The 16578-nt window shown below is 58.5% G+C and carries 12 protein-coding genes and 2 pseudogenes; 9 read left to right on the forward strand and 5 right to left on the reverse strand.

Annotated elements, in window-relative coordinates:
* Positions 1-34 precede the first annotated feature (34 nt).
* Positions 35-673: a gamma-glutamyl kinase gene (locus tag N7U68_RS03430; protein WP_263048229.1), complete on the forward strand. Its 639-nt coding sequence runs from the start codon at positions 35-37 to the stop codon at positions 671-673.
* Here N7U68_RS03430 and N7U68_RS03435 read toward each other — a convergent pair.
* The 3 genes from N7U68_RS03435 to guaB all read right to left on the reverse strand — a co-directional run bounded on the left by N7U68_RS03435 (position 665) and on the right by guaB (position 5758).
* Positions 665-2956 carry a hybrid sensor histidine kinase/response regulator gene (locus N7U68_RS03435; RefSeq protein WP_263049107.1) on the reverse strand — a complete coding sequence of 764 codons (2292 nt, stop codon included), beginning with the start codon at positions 2954-2956 and terminating at the stop codon, positions 665-667. The genes N7U68_RS03430 and N7U68_RS03435 overlap by 9 nt on opposite strands.
* A 114-nt stretch (positions 2957-3070) precedes the next feature.
* On the reverse strand, positions 3071-4237 hold the full coding sequence (locus N7U68_RS03440) for an SAM-dependent methyltransferase (protein WP_263048230.1): 1167 nt from the start codon (positions 4235-4237) through the stop codon (positions 3071-3073).
* Positions 4238-4309: 72 nt separating this feature from the next.
* The gene (gene guaB, locus N7U68_RS03445; RefSeq protein WP_263048231.1) at positions 4310-5758 is read right to left on the reverse strand and encodes an IMP dehydrogenase; all 1449 of its coding nucleotides are present in this window, start codon (positions 5756-5758) and stop codon (positions 4310-4312) included.
* A gap of 185 nt (positions 5759-5943) precedes the next feature.
* On the opposite strand from guaB, the pseudogene N7U68_RS03450 reads away from it, so the two are divergent.
* The 4 genes and pseudogenes from N7U68_RS03450 to N7U68_RS03465 all read left to right on the forward strand — a co-directional run.
* Positions 5944-6126, forward strand: a pseudogene (locus tag N7U68_RS03450) (CoA transferase); the annotation flags it as partial.
* A gap of 146 nt (positions 6127-6272) precedes the next feature.
* Positions 6273-8315 (forward strand): ASKHA domain-containing protein, encoded by a 2043-nt coding sequence (locus N7U68_RS03455; protein WP_263048232.1) that lies wholly within the window; start codon positions 6273-6275, stop codon positions 8313-8315.
* A gap of 60 nt (positions 8316-8375) precedes the next feature.
* The gene (locus N7U68_RS03460) at positions 8376-9857 is read left to right on the forward strand and encodes an ABC transporter substrate-binding protein (RefSeq protein WP_263048233.1); all 1482 of its coding nucleotides are present in this window, start codon (positions 8376-8378) and stop codon (positions 9855-9857) included.
* Between the two features lie 102 nt (positions 9858-9959).
* Positions 9960-10988, forward strand: coding sequence for a sensor histidine kinase (locus N7U68_RS03465; RefSeq protein WP_263048234.1), 1029 nt, complete (start codon positions 9960-9962; stop codon positions 10986-10988).
* A gap of 84 nt (positions 10989-11072) precedes the next feature.
* On the opposite strand, the gene N7U68_RS03470 is transcribed toward N7U68_RS03465, so the two are convergent.
* Positions 11073-11699 carry a helix-turn-helix transcriptional regulator gene (locus tag N7U68_RS03470; RefSeq protein ID WP_165192129.1) on the reverse strand — a complete coding sequence of 209 codons (627 nt, stop codon included), beginning with the start codon at positions 11697-11699 and terminating at the stop codon, positions 11073-11075.
* A gap of 514 nt (positions 11700-12213) precedes the next feature.
* On the opposite strand from N7U68_RS03470, the gene N7U68_RS03475 reads away from it, so the two are divergent.
* From N7U68_RS03475 to N7U68_RS03490, 4 genes are all read left to right on the forward strand, one after another.
* Positions 12214-13158: an HpcH/HpaI aldolase/citrate lyase family protein gene (locus tag N7U68_RS03475; protein WP_165192128.1), complete on the forward strand. Its 945-nt coding sequence runs from the start codon at positions 12214-12216 to the stop codon at positions 13156-13158.
* Between the two features lie 14 nt (positions 13159-13172).
* Positions 13173-14363: a malate--CoA ligase subunit beta gene (locus N7U68_RS03480; RefSeq protein WP_165192127.1), complete on the forward strand. Its 1191-nt coding sequence runs from the start codon at positions 13173-13175 to the stop codon at positions 14361-14363.
* Positions 14363-15244 carry a succinate--CoA ligase subunit alpha gene (gene sucD / locus N7U68_RS03485; protein WP_206295722.1) on the forward strand — a complete coding sequence of 294 codons (882 nt, stop codon included), beginning with the start codon at positions 14363-14365 and terminating at the stop codon, positions 15242-15244. Before N7U68_RS03480 ends, sucD begins: the two co-directional genes overlap by 1 nt.
* Positions 15245-15876: 632 nt before the next feature.
* Complete coding sequence (locus tag N7U68_RS03490; protein ID WP_165192126.1) at positions 15877-16050, forward strand: YqaE/Pmp3 family membrane protein; 174 nt, start codon at positions 15877-15879, stop codon at positions 16048-16050.
* An 84-nt stretch (positions 16051-16134) separates the two neighbouring features.
* On the opposite strand, the pseudogene ndk reads toward N7U68_RS03490, so the two are convergent.
* A pseudogene (gene ndk / locus N7U68_RS03495) lies at positions 16135-16558 on the reverse strand (nucleoside-diphosphate kinase).
* Between the last annotated feature and the right edge of the window lie 20 nt (positions 16559-16578).

The raw sequence follows: 16578 nt of genomic DNA on the forward strand, positions 1-16578 counted from the left end.
CCCTAAGAGCAGACGGCAAAAGGCGGGCGCGTGCATGTTGGTGTTTTCCAAACAGAAACTTGTGTTCTTATCGGTCCCGAAAACCGGGACCACCGCGTGGCAGGCCGCCCTCGGGCGGCATGCGTCGATGGTCGTCACTGATCCGCCGGAACTGAAACATGCGCCAGTATTCCGCTACAATCGGTTCTTTCGGCCCGCGCTCGAGAAATTTGTTGGTGAGGGTCTTGATGTGATGGCCGTGATGCGTGAGCCGGTCAGCTGGCTGGGCAGTTGGTATCGCTATCGCCAGCGCCCATTTCTGGACGGGCATGCCAACAGTACAGCCGGGATCAGCTTTGACAATTTCGTCGAGGCATATCTGAAGGGGCAAACGCCCGGTTTTGCCAATGTCGGAGCGCAATCCAAGTTTCTTGAACCTACCCGCAATGGTACTGCCATCACACATCTGTTTCGCTACGAGGATCAGGCGGCGATCATCGGCTTTCTGCAGGACCGGCTTCAATGCGCTATCACGCTCGAACGCTACAACGCCTCGGCCAAAGCTGCGTCCGGCCCGCAGTTGTCTGAGGATGTGGAACGCCGATTGCGGCGCAAGTTCTCGCCGGATTTCGCACTCTGGAACGGGATCGGGGCTGATGGTGCCTATGTGCCGGTCCCCGAGGCCTCAATTTAATTGGCGTTGCACGATTTCCGTCAATTCCGTCAACGAGAACGGTTTGGGCAGAAAAACCGAGTTTGGAATGCGCGACTGCGTATCACCAAAATCCTCTTCGGCATAACCCGAAACAAAGACAACACGCACATCAGGGCGCGATTTCAGCGCCTGCTGCACCCAACTGGGTCCGTTCAAGCCGGGCATCACCACATCAGTTACGAATACATCCACTTCGAGTGCGTCATCTTTGAGCATCTCCAATGCATCTTCCGCCGATTCCGCTTCTAACACGGTAAGGCCGCGCAACTGCAACGCACGCGAGGCGAAAGCCCGCACCGGTGCCTCGTCCTCTACCAGCAGCACAACACCGTCTACCGGCGATTCCACCGGCAACGGTGCGATGGTGGGCTTGGGTACATCTTCGACCGCATCATAGGCTGGGAACAACAAGAAGAACTGGCTGCCAACACCATGTTCGCTGTCGACAAAGATAAAACCTCCGGTCTGCTTCACGATTCCGTACGCCGTAGACAAGCCAAGCCCAGTGCCCTCCCCCGTCCGTTTTGTGGTAAAGAATGGCTCGAACACTTTTTGCAGCTTGTCCGATGAGATGCCCCCGCCCTCGTCTGTTACCGCCACCCTGACATACCGGCCAGGTGCGACTACCGCGCGGTCACGGTTCAATGGCTCTGTCAGCGTGACGTTTTCGGTGGTCAATCGAATCTCGCCCCCCTCTGGCATTGCGTCGCGGGCGTTGACCACAAGATTCATCACCACCTGCTCCAACTGCCGCTTATCAGCACGGATCGACCAGAGCATCGGGTCGTGAGTTAGTGACAGAATTACCTTTTCGCCGACCAGACGGTTCAACAAATGAGTCAGATCCGACATTGCATCACGCAAATCCATGACCTCAGGCCGGAGTGTCTGCTTGCGCGAATAAGCCAAAAGCTGGTTAACCAGAGATGCAGCGCGATTGGCGTTCTGATTGATCTGAACCAGATCATTGTAATCGCTATCGCCCTGATCATGGCGCAAGAGCAGCAGGTCGCAATGCCCGGAAATCGCAGTCAGCAGATTGTTGAAATCATGTGCAACACCGCCTGCCAACTGACCGATGGCCTGCATTTTCTGGCTCTGGACGAACTGCGCCTCCAGTGATTTTAACTCGGTTGCATCACTCAGCACCGCGATCAGGACTGTCTGTCCTTCTTCGCTCGCGCGGTTCAGTGTGACCTGAACGAACATATCCTGATCCGCGCGTTTTACGCGCAGAAATTCCGAATGCAGCGAACCGCGCCCCTTCGCCGCATCGCCCAACCAATCCGGAAGTGACCGCCCCAACCCTTCGAGAAGGTCAGTGATCGGGCGGCCTTGGCAATCGTCCGATCCCAGTAAGGCGCGCGCCGGCCGGTTCGACAATTGAATCTGCCCGCCAGGGTCCAACTTTAGCAGTGGGACCGGCAGTTCGTCGAAAAATGCCCATCCATCGGGCTGTCGCTCTGTTGCGGCGACACCGGGGAGCAAGAACACCTCACGTCGGCCTGCCATCCCTTCTAAGGCGACAGTCAGGCACGATTGCAGGCCATCACGGGTGCTGATGTTGTTGAACTGTCCTGATCGCAGGGGCAACTTCGGGCATATCCGGTCAAGTGTCCGGGCCCGCTCGCCCACCAGATTGCGGGCCGCATCATTCATGAACAGCACGGCATTGTTGCGTCCAACCGTGATCATCGGCAAAGGAAGCGGATCAGCACGTCGCGCCGCCATATCTGCCGATCGCTCAATCCGCCATAAAAACCGATCCTCTCCGGCACGATGCACACTCAGCCGGATATGTCCCGACGCCGTAACCAGATCCTCATGTGCAGAGCCCCGCGCCATGGCAGCAGTTTTCAAACGAAAGAGCGCCGCGCCAGGGTTTGCCAATACGTTCTGCAATGCGCCAGCAAGCGTTTCGCAGCGATTTGCGCGATAGACTGTTTGTGCGGCATCATTGACGCATACAACCGCGCCATCGTCAGAGGTCACGATACTGGGGGACGCGTCGTGCTTGATCAGTGTCATCAGCGATTGTGCCGACGTGCGATTGACCGAGCGTTGAAACAGCGCGTAGCCACATATCCACAGGGCAGCACATCCCAGAATTGCCGCGACCCCAGCAATTATCTGTTGCGCCGTCCCATCCGGCACGACGAGCGCGGCCCCCATAAAGAAAACCGCCGACGCAAGGATCAACGCCGCGCGGGGACGCCCCCGCGCGGCGGCGCGCCGGATCGGTCCCAATGGTTGTGTTGTCATGGTCAAGCGATCGGGATCCTGTAATCGTGTTTCGATCCCCAACCATTGGTTCAAAGTTCTTAAAGTACACTTAATGCAAAAAAATATGCGCCGTCAGGGTTGCATCCAACATTATCATTCTCGCAATAGGTGCGCTACGAAAAATCCATCCCCCACCGCACTGATGGGCAAACGCGCAACGGATACCGCCGACCAGCCGGAATGACGCCGAACAAATTCTTCGATCTGCTGCTCGTTTTCCTCTTGCAGGACCGAACATGTCGCATAGACCAGCGTCCCCCCCGGTGCGATCAATGACCGCGCTGTATCCAGAATGACGCTCTGCACATCGACGAGCGCCCCAAGACTGGCTTCGCTCAGACGCCATTTCGCGTCCGGGGCGCGCCGCCATGTGCCGCTGCCAGAACAGGGCACGTCGCACAATACCATGTCGTAGGGGGCTGCCCGAGCTACTGCATCCTCGTCCAAAATCCTGATCTGCGCGCCTGCCCGGCTGGCCCGAGCGGGCAGATCTTTCATTCGCGACGGATCGGCGTCATGGGCATATATGGTCGCATCCAGTCTTGCTGCCAGCGCCAGCGCCTTGCCCCCGCCGCCTGCGCAATAGTCCAAAATTCGCGCGCCGGCGGGTAGCACGATGGTTTGCATCGCCTTTTGGCTAGAGCTGTCCTGAAATTCGACCAAGCCGTTCTGAAACGCCGCCGATGAAAGAACTTTTCTATGATTATCTATAACTTGCAGGGCAGTATTGATGCCATCAATTGGAGCGGTCGCAATCTCATCCGCTGCAAGCGATTGCATTGCCTGATCGACGGAGCCCTTGCGCAAATTCACCCGCAGCATGACGGGTGCGCGAGCACGTAATGCCATCGCCGCCCGCTCTGCATCATCCCCTAACGAACCTTGAAAACGTTCGACCAACCATGGTTGCAGATCTAACCGGTCGGCGTCTGTCACCGCAGGAGTCCCTGAGGTGAGTTCGACAGCACTCAGCGGGGCCGGTGCGTGACCCACGCCGGTAAAGAGCAACGCCGGGTCGGTATCGTCCGCGCGCAACGCCCCAATCATCCGACCACGCCCCGTGTCTGCGCCGCCAAGACAGGCATAGGATCGCCAGCAGCGCAGCGCCTGAAACACGTGATCTCGCACGGCCGCGCGATCTTTTGATCCAGCAAACCGTGACCGGCGCGCCCATCCGGTCAGCGCCCGCTCGGCAGCGGTTTCATCCGTGATCGCATCCAATATCTCGATGGCGGCCTGTATCCGCGCGCCCGGTGTCATCGTCCCATTGCGGTATTCATCCGCCGAACAACCACATTAACAAAAACAGTCAAGGATTTGATATGGTACAATTTATCCAATCCGATAGTTCGGGCTTTCGCGCGTGATTTGCACGTCATGCACATGGCTTTCGGTCAATCCAGCGCCAGTAATTTTCACAAATTGGCAATTCTGCCGCATCGCCTCGACCGTTGCGCAACCGGTATACCCCATCGCGGCGCGCAGGCCCCCGACGAGCTGGTGGATAACCTGCCCGGCACTACCCTTGTACGGCACCTGCCCTTCGATCCCTTCGGGCACGAGCTTGTCACTGGCGGCGTCCTTCTGAAAATAGCGATCGGCACTGCCGCGCGCCATTGCGCCAAGACTGCCCATGCCGCGATAGGCCTTATACGAACGGCCCTGATAGAGGATCACCTCGCCGGGGCTTTCGTCCGTACCCGCGATCATACTGCCCACCATCGCACAAGAAGCACCCGCCGCAATCGCCTTGGCAAAATCACCTGAAAACTTTATGCCGCCATCCGCAATCACCGGCACCCCGTTCGCGCCACGGGCGCAATCCATTATCGCCGTCAACTGCGGCACGCCGACGCCAGCCACCATCCGTGTGGTGCAAATACTGCCCGGCCCGATGCCGACCTTGACCGCATCCGCACCCGCCCCGATCAAGGCACGCGTGGCCTCGGCGGTGGCGACGTTGCCCGCCACAATCTGCACTTCGTTGGACAGTTTCTTGGCCCGCTCTACCGCAATCGCGACGCCCTCGGAATGGCCATGCGCCGTATCGATCACGATCATGTCCACGCCGGCATCGACCAGCGCCTGACTGCGCTCAAACCCGGCATCCCCTACGGTCGAGGCGGCAGCGACCCGCAATCGTCCCAACCCGTCCTTGCAGGCATCGGGGTTCAGTACAGCCTGTTCGGTGTCCTTCAGCGTCAGCAGGCCGGTCAGCTTGCCCTTGCCGTCAGTAACCAACAGCTTTTCAATCCGCCGCGCCTTCATCAGCGACTTGGCTTCCTCAAGATCTGCAGGTTCTTGTAGAATGGCCAGATCGTCGCTGGTCATCATCACACGCACCGGCGTGTTCGGGTCCTCGGCAAAGCGCATGTCGCGGTTGGTCACGATCCCCACGACCCGCCCCGATCCATCCACCACAGGAAAGCCTGAAACCCGGTACCGCTCTTGCAGCGCCTGCGCATCTGCCAGTGTCTGATCGGCGGTCAGGGTGATCGGATTATAGACAATGCCCGAGACAAAACGCTTTACCCGCCGCACTTCTTGCGCCTGCTCCTCGATCCCGAGATTGCGATGCACGACGCCCATGCCACCAGCCTGCGCCATGCAGATCGCCATACGCGCTTCTGTCACCGTGTCCATCGCAGAACTAAGAAGCGGAATATTGAGAGAGATGGATTTCGTCACCTGCGTGCGCGTATCCGCCGTACTGGGCAGAACATTGGACGCGGCCGGAACCAGCAGAACATCATCGAAGGTCAGCGCCTCACGAATCTCCATAGCGTTTCTCCATGCATGGGGTCGTTTGGCGCTTCCCTATTGCATGGATATGCCAGAGACGAAAGGCCAATTTCGCCCGAGCGCCGTCCATGCATCCGACCGAAACGCACGTTTCCAGTCCCGGCCATGCCCCGTAGGGTTTGATCTGTGTCAGGGCCTGCGCATGTGTAGACACTAGTTAGCCGATGGCACGTTCCAAGGAGTTCGCCGTGTCTGATCTGCAAACCGCCCCGCTGTCGAGGACTGTTGCACTTGATCTCACCCATGTGCGCGCCGGGGCGCTCGCCGCGATGATCCTCGCGGATATGGGCGCTCGGGTAATCAAGGCAGAGCGTCCCGGAGGCGGAGGTGACACCCGCGCATTTCCGGCCAGAAGAAGCACATGTGGATGGCTTGACGCGATGTGCCCTTCTGCCATGACGCGACAGGGCCAATTTTTGCCGGTTGCGGGCTTCCTCTGGGATCGCAATTCGCTATGGTCGCCTCAAAGACCTTCCCATCAGATGGAAATGCCATGAGCACTGATCCCCTTGTCGTCTTTACGCCATCCGGTAAACGCGGTCGTTTTCCCGTGGGAACGCCCGTTCTCACAGCGGCGCGGCAGTTGGGCGTAGACCTTGATTCAGTCTGTGGTGGGCGCGGTATCTGTTCGAAGTGTCAGATCACACCGGGCTATGGCGAGTTTTCGAAGCACGGGGTCACTGTTCACGAGGGCGCGCTGTCTGACTGGAACGCGGTCGAGCAACGCTATGACGACAAACGCGGCCTGACCAAGGGGCGTCGGCTGGGCTGTCAGGCCACTGTGCAAATGGATGTTGTAATCGACGTCCCACCTGAAAGTCAGGTTCACAAGCAAGTCGTGCGCAAACGTGCCGAGGCCCGCGATATTACGCTGAACCCGTCCACGCGACTGTTTTATGTCGAGGTCGAAGAGCCCGACATGCACAAGCCCACCGGCGATCTGGAACGGCTCTGCACCGCATTGTCCGAACAATGGCAGATCGAGAACGTGCATGCCGATCTGCATATCCTGCAAACGATGCAGCCGATCCTGCGCAAGGGCGGCTGGAAAGTCACCTGCGCGGTCAATCTGGGCGACAACGAAAACCCGCCCATGATCATGCAAATCTGGCCCGGTTTCCATGAGGGTACGGTGTACGGTCTGGCGGTCGATCTCGGCTCTACTACCATTGCCGCGCATTTGTGTGATCTGGGGACCGGCGAAGTCGTGGCCTCGTCAGGTGTGATGAACCCGCAGATCCGCTTTGGCGAGGATCTGATGAGTCGGGTCAGCTACTCGATGATGAACAAGGGAGGCGCTGCCGAAATGACGGCCGCGGTACGCGAAGGCATGAACACGTTGTTCAGCAATATCGCGACCGATGCCGGGGTAGATAAGGCGCTCATCGTCGATGCGGTTTTCGTCTGCAACCCGGTCATGCACCACCTGCTGCTGGGGATTGATCCGTTCGAGTTGGGTCAGGCACCGTTTGCGCTGGCCACCTCCGATTCCATACGCCTAGATGCACGCGAACTTGATCTTGACCTGCACCCGTCCGCGCGTGTTTACCTGCTGCCCTGCATCGCGGGCCATGTGGGCGCAGACGCCGCTGCCGTGGCGCTCAGCGAGGCACCGGATAAATCCGAAGACCTCGTGCTGGTCGTGGACGTGGGCACCAACGCCGAAATTCTACTGGGGAATCGTGAAAAGGTGCTGGCCTGTTCGTCCCCCACCGGTCCTGCCTTTGAGGGCGCACAGATCAGCGCAGGCCAGCGCGCCGCGCCGGGCGCGATCGAGAAGGTCGAGATTGATCCCGTGACCAAGGAACCGCGTTTTCGCGTGATCGGCTGTGATCTGTGGTCGGATGATCCGGCCTTTGCTGAGGCGACTGCCGCTACCGGTATCACCGGCATTTGTGGATCCGGCATCATCGAAGCGATTGCCGAGATGCGCATTGCGGGTGTGCTCGATGCCTCGGGCCTGATTGGATCATCCGCACAAGCCGGGACCGACCGGTGCATCCCCGAGGGGCGCACCAACTCTTATCTGTTGCACGATGCCAGTGCGACGGGCGGGCCGCGCATCACGGTGACCAACCCGGACATTCGTGCCATCCAGATGGCCAAGGCCGCGCTTTATTCCGGCGCGCGCCTGTTGATGGATAAATTCGGCGTCGACAATGTGGACCGCGTTGTTCTGGCAGGTGCGTTCGGCGCGCATATCAGCCCGAAACACGCGATGGTGCTGGGTATGATCCCCGACGCGCCGCTGGACAAAGTGACCTCGGCTGGCAACGCAGCGGGAACCGGCGCGCGGATTGCATTGATCAACAGCGCCGCCCGCGCCGAGATCGAAGAAACCGTACGTCGCATTCACAAGGTAGAAACCGCTGTCGAGCCGCGCTTTCAAGAGCATTTCGTGAACGCTTCAGCCATTCCAAACTCGGTAGAGCCGTTCCCGATTCTGAACAGCATCGTGTCGTTGCCGGATGTGTCATTCAATACCGGAGGCGGCGACGAAGCCGGTGGCGGGCGCAGGCGGCGGCGACGCGGCTAGCCGCGGTATCGCGCCACCCTAGTGCCTTCCCCCGGTCGCCCTCTGTGCTATGGTCACGGTATGAGATTCCTCGCCACGGCCCTTGCCCTCTGTCTTTGCCTGCCCGCGGCGGCGGATCCAACAGGCACTTTTCGGCAGGCGCATGAGTTGGGTTTCGGCGCGCTGAGCAATCTTGACCCGATGTCCAACGGACGGGTCCTTCAGGTCACCGAAAAAACCATGAACCGCCTTGTGCGGCCCGGTGCCGACGGCACACCACAGCCGGTTTTGGCCACGGATTGGCAGCCCAATGAGGACGGCACCGAATGGACCTTCACCCTGCGCGAAGGTGTGCGGTTTCACGACGGAACCGACTTTGACGCCGCCGATGTGGTCTATTCCCTGAACCGGATTATTGCGCCTGACAATGACAGTTCAGCCCGCGCCACCATCCAGATGATTCACCGGATAGAGGCGGTCGGCCCGTATGAGGTACGCATGTACCTTGATGGGCCGTTTGCGGACCTGCCGCTGCAACTGATGGATTTTCGCATGCGGATCATCCCCGATGGTTCAGGCGATACCATTGCACAGACCGGAATCGGCACGGGCCCGTTCATTGTCGAGCGGTTTGACCCCGACGGCATTACCATTCTACGCGCGAATTCCGATTATTTCGAAGGTCCCCCCGGCGTTGCCGCCATCGAAGTAATTGCGATCCCCGACGCACAGGCCCGCCTACAGGCGCTCTTGGGTGGCCAGATCGACATGGAGCGCGGCATCACCCCGCAATTGGGTAAGGTGCTGGAGGCATCCGATCGCTACGCCGTGCAACAAGTCCCCACCGGCAACTGGATCGGCATGGCTTTTCGCACCGACGTACCCCCATATGACGATGCGCGGATACGTCGTGCGCTTCGATTGGCCGTGGACCGCGATGAAATGCTGAAGCTGGTGCTGGGCGGACGCGGAATCGTCGCCTGCGACACCCCCGTTGCCCCCAACGATCAGTATCGGGCGGACATCGCTTGTCCGCAGGATATCGCCCAAGCACGCGCGCTGCTGACCGATGCGGGTTACCCGGACGGCATTGACGTGACAGTGCATGTCTCGGCGCTCGATAGCAGTTGGCCAACGATGGCAGTGGTCTATCAACAACAGGCCGCCGCGGCGGGCATCCGCGTCAGGATCAAGAAGGAATCAACTGACGGTTACTGGAGCCAAGTCTGGATGCAAAAGGACGCGGTGACGACCCGCTGGAACGAACGCCCCGCTGATCAAGCGCTGAACGAAGCATTCTCCTCGGGTGCCAAATGGAACGAGACCTACTACAAAGACGCGGTTTTTGATCAGTTGATGACAGATGCACGTTCCGAACTGGACTTTGATCAGCGCCGTGCGCTGTATGAGGCGGCGCAAATACGGCTATGGGAGAATGCCGGCACGCTTATCCCCTACCATGTGACCCAATTGGTGGGGCTGTCAGCCCGCGTTGCCAACCTCGATAACGTCAAGAATGACGCGGTGCGCTGGCACCTGATCCGGGTGATCCCGGACAGTTGACCAATCCACATCGCGTACGGCCCTTACGCTGAGTTTTTGTTGTCAACAATTCGACTACCGAGTATTTGCTTACGATAGTTAAATCTTGGACAGGGCAGCGCCGTGTATAGACAACGATTGGGCGAGCTCGACTTTTTCGAGGACCTTCCCAGCCGATGGCCCCGCTTTCCTGTACAGATCGCATTTGGTGTGGCCTGCTTTGCCGTCGCTTGGCTGACGCGTGAATTTATCGATCTGTTTTCAAACGGCGCGGGTCCGTTTTCGATCATCTACCCAGCGATAATGATCTCTACCCTTTATGGGCGATGGCAAGCGGGGCTTGTGACCTTCGCGCTGGCATTTCTGCACGCTTGGTATTTCGTTCTCCCGTTCGAAAATTCGTTTGCGTTCGAAAATCCACAGGATCTGGCACGTACCATCGTGAACGGATCCGCCGCTCTGGTGATCCTCTTTTTCGCAGAAGTGTTCCGTGCCGCCGTCCGCTTTGCAGCGGCAGAACGCGATGCGGAGTTGCACAATCGCGAATTGCTGATGATCGAGCTTGAACACCGCACCAAGAACAATTTTGCGATGGTCTCTTCATTGCTGTCGATGCAACAACGGCGCAGTGATTCCGAAGACGTGAAACAGGCGCTCAGCTCTGCGGCAGCGCGAGTTCAGAGCTTTGCAGCCATTCACGAAACGATTTACACGTCATCGCGATACTCCGACAAGCTGTCGCTTCGCCCCTATCTCGAGGCTTTGCTTGCGCATCTGCAAAGCGGCCTGTTTGCGACCCGCCCCGTGCGCATCGACCTTGCGTGTGATCCGGTCGAAATCCCGCGTGACCGTGCCGTCGCCTTTGGGCTGATCGTGAATGAACTGGTCACAAACGCGGCAAGGCACGCGTTTCCAGCAGGACAGGCTGGCGTCATTACTGTCAGCTACCACGAGCAGCCAAACGCACCCTGGGTTCTGGCAATCTGCGATGACGGCTGTGGTTACGACGATGCGTCCGAAGCGGCTGCCGCTGGCTCTGGTCTGGGAAAAACGCTGATGACCAGCTTTGCGACCACCGCCGGAGGTGAAATCAAGGTGGATCACCTAGAAGTCGGCACCTGCGTCCGGGTGGTGGAGACCGAATTGGACTAAAAGCCAGAATCGTCGCGATTGACTGCACTCTGCGCCACTAGCAGACCAGATTTGCAGGTTTCGCACGCAGGCCCTGCAAGGATGTCAGTAATTCCCGGCCACGTATTTCGCGATTGCGCCGCCCCGAGAATTCACATCAAGCTTCTGGTAGATTGCTTTGAGGTAATATTTTACCGTATTTTCCGACAGGCCCAAGCGTGCCGAAATCTGGAAATTGGTCAATCCATCGACCAGCAACCCTAGGATTTCATGTTCACGCCGGGTCAGTGCGTCTGCTGTTTCGTTCGTCAGACGGCGCAATATATCAGTCGGCACAATCGAATGACCCAGAACCAGCTTGCCAAGAATCTTGGGCAGGCTCACCAGTATCTGACTCATCATGCAGACTGAATTGACCCCTGATTTTATCGCGGCACGGATAAAGGCAAACTCTGTATCATCGGCCACGACGACGACCATCGCCTGTGGAAAATCCGTGCGCAACATCTCTAACGTTTGCGCCAGATCGGCATCCGCCAATCGCACACCAAGTATGACGATCACCTGCCCATCCTCTGCCGCGATCAATTTGCGCAGTGTCCCGATCTCGGTGGCGAAACTACCCAAAACGACACCCGGTATCTGCCCAATAAGCGAGCCGATGCCCTGACAGACGATCTGCTGCCGATCCGCGACGATAACGCGCGACGTGAGAGGTGTAGCCAAATCCATAACCAATTCCAGCACATTCGCATGCCATATGCCGATGAATTTGCGACATATCCACGCGCGAAACCGCTGAAGCAAAAGAGAAATTCCGTATACAACGGAATGCAAACCGTTCCCGCATCGCGTCTTCATCGATCTGACGCAGTGGGCATAGACGGCGTGAAATTAGTTCGGATGGTTGCACGGAATTGTCTCGGCGCGTCGCCACTGACTGAGGTCTCTCAAATTCTGGCTCACGCAACTCGCCAGCCTCTGCGAACGTGTAGGCAAGCCGATTTCGCGCTGCAAACGACCGACGTGCTGCAACCTGAATTCCTGCATTTGTGTGCAAATGCATCCCCTAAGGCACGTTTGGGTAGGGACGCCCTACCCGTTCGGCCCACCTCTCCTACGCGCAGCAGCCAATGCTACCCATGCGAAAGTATTCCTCAGACCCGAACCGGTTAGCTTTCTTCCGTGAATAGCCTCCGCTCGCCACGCAATCGCGAGTTGGCCAAGCAAAGAAGGATGACGACACATGAGCTACACCCTGCACCCGCTTAAAAAGCAACGTCTGCAACGCTCTGAACTGGCTGTGCCGGGCTCAAACCCGTCGATGATCGAAAAAGCCGCCGAGAGCGATGTGGATTACATCTTTCTCGACCTAGAGGATGCCGTGGCACCGCCGGAAAAGGTGCAGGCACGCAAAAACATCATCGAGGCACTGAATGACATCGACTGGAAGGCCAAGGGCAAAACCATGTCGATCCGCATCAATGGGTTGGATACGCATTACATGTATCGCGACGTGGTGGATATCGTCGAGCAGGCGGGACAGCATCTGGATACGATCCTGGTGCCGAAGGTGGGCGTCCCCGGTGATCTGTACACTGTCGAAACCATGATCAGCCAGATCGAAGAGGCCATGGGCTACACTCATCAGATTGGGCTAGAGGCACTCATCGAAACCGCACTCGGCATGGCCAATGTCGAGGCGATTGCAGCCGCCCCCGGTCGACTGGAGGCGATGCATTTTGGCGTGGCAGATTACGCCGCCTCGAACCGGGCGCGCACCGTGGTGATTGGCGGGCTGAACCCCGATTACCCCGGCGACCAGTGGCATTTTGCGCTTAGCCGCATGACTGTCGCCTGTCGTGCCTATGGTCTGCGCGCCATAGATGGACCATTCGGCGACTTCAGCGATCCCGATGGTTACATCCTGTCGGCCAAGCGCGCCGCTGCGTTGGGGATCGAAGGCAAATGGGCCATCCACCCCAGCCAGATCGAAATGGCCAACAATGTGTTTTCTCCACCCGAGGCCGAAGTGACCCGCGCTCGCCGTGTCATCGAGGAGCTGCGCAAGGCGGAAGCCGCGGGCAAAGGCGCCGCCAGCTTGGACGGCAAGATGATCGACGCCGCATCAGAGCGGATGGCGAACAACGTCCTGACGGTGGCCGACGCCATCGCAGCGAAGAACGGCTAAGCAGGAGAACTCCAATGGATATTCACGAGTATCAAGCCAAGGAACTGCTGAAGCGGTTCGGCGTGAACGTACCGCGCGGCGGCATCGCCTACAGTCCTGAACAGGCGGTTTATCGCAGCCACGAGCTCTCAGGTGGAAAATGCGTCGTCAAGGCACAGATCCACTCTGGTGCACGCGGCAAGGCGGGCGGCGTGCGCATCTGTTCTACAGATGACGAGATCGCCGATGCCGCCAGTTGGATGCTGGGCCGCAAGCTCGTCACACACCAGACTGGCCCCGCGGGCAAACTGGTCAGCCGCCTGTATATCGAAGAGGCAACCGACATTGCGCAGGAGATCTACCTAGCGTTCGTCATGGACCGTACAGAAGAGCGTGTGGTCGTCGTTGCGTCTGCCCAAGGCGGCATGGAGATCGAGGATATCTCAGAGAGTGAACCGGACAGCATAATCCGCTCGGTTGTGGATCCTGCTGTGGGAATGCAGGCCTTTCAGGCGCGAGAGATCGCATTTCAGTTGGATTTGGATCCCGCGCTCATCGCGCAAGCGACCAAGACGATCATCGGCTGCTACAGATTGATGGAAGAGATGGACGCAAGCATGGTCGAAGTGAATCCTCTTGTGGTGACCAGCGCAGGAGAAATTGTCGCCTTGGATGCCAAGCTCAGCTTTGATGACAACGCGCTCTTTCGTCGACCCGAAATCTCTGAGTTTCGGGACAAGAGTCAGGAAGATGCACGCGAAACATATGCCGAGGATCGCGGCCTGAACTACATCGGACTGGAGGGTGAAATCGGCTGTATCGTCAACGGTGCGGGCCTCGCCATGGCGACCCTAGACATGATCAAGATGGCCGGCGGCGAACCTGCCAACTTTCTTGATGTGGGCGGAGGCGCATCACCTGACCGTGTCTTGATGTCGTTCAAGGCCGTGTTGAATGATCCGAATGTCGAGGCGATCCTCGTCAACATTTTCGCCGGTATCAACCGATGCGACTGGATCGCCGAGGGCGTGATACGGGCCGTTCAGGAACTGGACCTGTCGATCCCGCTCGTGGTGCGTCTGTCGGGCACAAATGTCGAAGAAGGTCGCGCGCTGATCAACGACAGCGGGCTGGACATCACAACAGCCGACACATTGGCAGCGGCGGCGGAAAAGGTCGTCGGTGCATGGAAATCGGGCCGCAGTCAAAATGGGGAGGCCGTCTGATGGCTATTCTGATCGACAACAACACACGCGTACTGGTTACTGGCCTGACGGGGCGCATCGGCAGCTTTCACGCCGAAGAGATGCGCGCCTATGGCACCAATGTGGTCGGCGGCGTCACCCCCGGCAAGGGCGGTACCACGCATAACGGTCTACCTGTTTTCAACACAGTCAAAGGCGCAGTGGCCGAAACCGGCGCGGATCTGGCAATCTGTTTCGTCCCCCCGCCCTTTGCCGCCGACTCGATCATGGAAGCAGCCGACGGCGGCATCCGCACCTGCGTGTGTATCGCGGACGGCATCCCGACACAGGATATGATCCGCGTGAAGCGATATATGCGCCGTTACAAGTCCGAGCGCCGCATGCGGTTGATCGGTCCCAACTGCGCTGGCATCATTACCCCAGATCAGGCGTTCGCCGGCCTGATGCCACCACATATCTACCTGCCCGGTCGCGTCGGCATCGTTGGCAGATCAGGCACACTTGGATACGAGGCCGCCAGCCAAATGAAGGCGCGCGGGATCGGTGTCAGTTCTTCTATCGGAATCGGCGGCGACCCGATCAATGGATCCAGTTTTCGCGATATACTGGAGTTGTTCGAAAACGATCCCGATACAGACCTCGTTGTGATGGTTGGCGAAATTGGAGGCCCGCAAGAGGCCGAGGCGGCGGCGTATATTCGTGACCACATGACCAAACCCGTGGCCGCATACATCGCCGGGCTTTCGGCACCAAAGGGCCGCCGTATGGGTCACGCCGGGGCGATTGTTTCGGCCTTCGGGGAATCCGCCCAAGAAAAGGTGGAGATATTGAAAGACTGTGGTGTGACCATCGTTCCGACCCCATCCGCCTTTGGCGAAGTCGTCGAGAAAATGCTCGCTTGACGCGGCTCGTATATCGGACTAATCGGCGCGGCGGCCGCTCTTGCCGCGCCGCAGAATAACGTACCGGAGCATCTCATGCGCACAGCGCAGATGACACGATTTGACGGCGTAATCGCCCTCGTCACTATACCGTTGCCTGAGTGCCTGTCCGACAGTGATATCGTCGGAACATGACGGAGCACTGGATATCCTGCAACGGACGGCTCGAAGACGCCTCTAGCGGCAAAAGAGAATCCCGGCTTCATAGCCAAGGTCAAACGCACGCAGAATCTGGGCGGCAAAAACTTACCATAATTCTTCCCAACCCCTGCCCAGAACCCGTGCAACCTTCATTTCAATAAAAAAGCGCCAGTCGGCGTGAACCGGCTGGCTTTCCTTTCTGAGGAGCAGAGCAGATGCCCAACGAGACCCCCAAGCCGCCACGCGGCCCAGTAGACAAGTCCGCGCCCAAGCCACAGCCGGTTCCGCGACGCATTTTCACGGATTTTGCTAGCATTTGACGGCAGCACAGCGGTACGCGCCGCAGGCGACGTGCCTGCGTCCCTATCCTTCAGCGTAGGAGGATGATCGGAACATTCTTTGGGTTGCCCGCGTTTTCACTTCAACGGAACGCACACAAGGGAAGCCCAAAAATGGACCTAGTACGCATCATCCTCGCAGTCATCCTACCGCCACTCGGTGTATTTTTTCAGGAAGGACTGGGCAAGCATTTCTGGCTTAATGTCCTTCTGACGCTGTTGGGCTACATCCCCGGCATCGTTCATGCTGTGTGGATTATTTCCAGCCGCGACCCGGCCCGCGCTTAAACCAGATTACCAATGTAAAAAGGCAGCCCCTTAGGGCTGCCTTATGCTGCGTTTTCAACGCCGCAAATAGATGTATTAGGTCGATCAGCCGACCAGTTCGAGACCCGAGAAGAAGTAGGCGATTTCGACAGCCGCCGTTTCAGGTGCATCAGAGCCGTGAACCGAATTTTCGCCAACGCTTTCAGCGAATTCCGCGCGGATCGTACCGGCAGCCGCGTCGGCGGGGTTCGTGGCACCCATAACTTCGCGGTTCTTCGCGATGGCGCCCTCACCTTCCAGCACCTGCACGACGACCGGCTCGGACGCCATGAATTCGCACAACTCGCCGTAGAACGGACGTTCGGCATGAACGGCATAGAACACGCCAGCCTGTGCCGGAGTCAGGTGAATCCGTTTTTGCGCGACGATCTCGCAGACCTGCATCCTCGAACTTGGCATTGATTTTGCCTGTCAGGTTACGTTTGGTTGCGTCGGGTTTGATGATGCTCAGCGTACGTTCGGTTGCCATGTCGGCCTCTTTTCAGGAAA

The sequence above is a fragment of the Roseovarius pelagicus genome (assembly GCF_025639885.1).
GTDB lineage: Bacteria > Pseudomonadota > Alphaproteobacteria > Rhodobacterales > Rhodobacteraceae > Roseovarius > Roseovarius pelagicus.

What these genes read in the sequence shown, in the direction of transcription:
- N7U68_RS03430 (WP_263048229.1), top strand. Translation starts at nt 35, where the DNA reads ATGTTGGTGTTTTCCAAACAGAAACTTGTGTTCTTATCGGTCCCGAAA.
- N7U68_RS03435 (WP_263049107.1), bottom strand. Translation starts at nt 2,956, where the DNA reads ATGACAACACAACCATTGGGACCGATCCGGCGCGCCGCCGCGCGGGGG.
- N7U68_RS03440 (WP_263048230.1), bottom strand. Translation starts at nt 4,237, where the DNA reads ATGACACCGGGCGCGCGGATACAGGCCGCCATCGAGATATTGGATGCG.
- guaB (WP_263048231.1), bottom strand. Translation starts at nt 5,758, where the DNA reads ATGGAGATTCGTGAGGCGCTGACCTTCGATGATGTTCTGCTGGTTCCG.
- N7U68_RS03455 (WP_263048232.1), top strand. Translation starts at nt 6,273, where the DNA reads ATGAGCACTGATCCCCTTGTCGTCTTTACGCCATCCGGTAAACGCGGT.
- N7U68_RS03460 (WP_263048233.1), top strand. Translation starts at nt 8,376, where the DNA reads ATGAGATTCCTCGCCACGGCCCTTGCCCTCTGTCTTTGCCTGCCCGCG.
- N7U68_RS03470 (WP_165192129.1), bottom strand. Translation starts at nt 11,699, where the DNA reads ATGGATTTGGCTACACCTCTCACGTCGCGCGTTATCGTCGCGGATCGG.
- N7U68_RS03475 (WP_165192128.1), top strand. Translation starts at nt 12,214, where the DNA reads ATGAGCTACACCCTGCACCCGCTTAAAAAGCAACGTCTGCAACGCTCT.
- N7U68_RS03480 (WP_165192127.1), top strand. Translation starts at nt 13,173, where the DNA reads ATGGATATTCACGAGTATCAAGCCAAGGAACTGCTGAAGCGGTTCGGC.
- sucD (WP_206295722.1), top strand. Translation starts at nt 14,363, where the DNA reads ATGGCTATTCTGATCGACAACAACACACGCGTACTGGTTACTGGCCTG.
- N7U68_RS03490 (WP_165192126.1), top strand. Translation starts at nt 15,877, where the DNA reads ATGGACCTAGTACGCATCATCCTCGCAGTCATCCTACCGCCACTCGGT.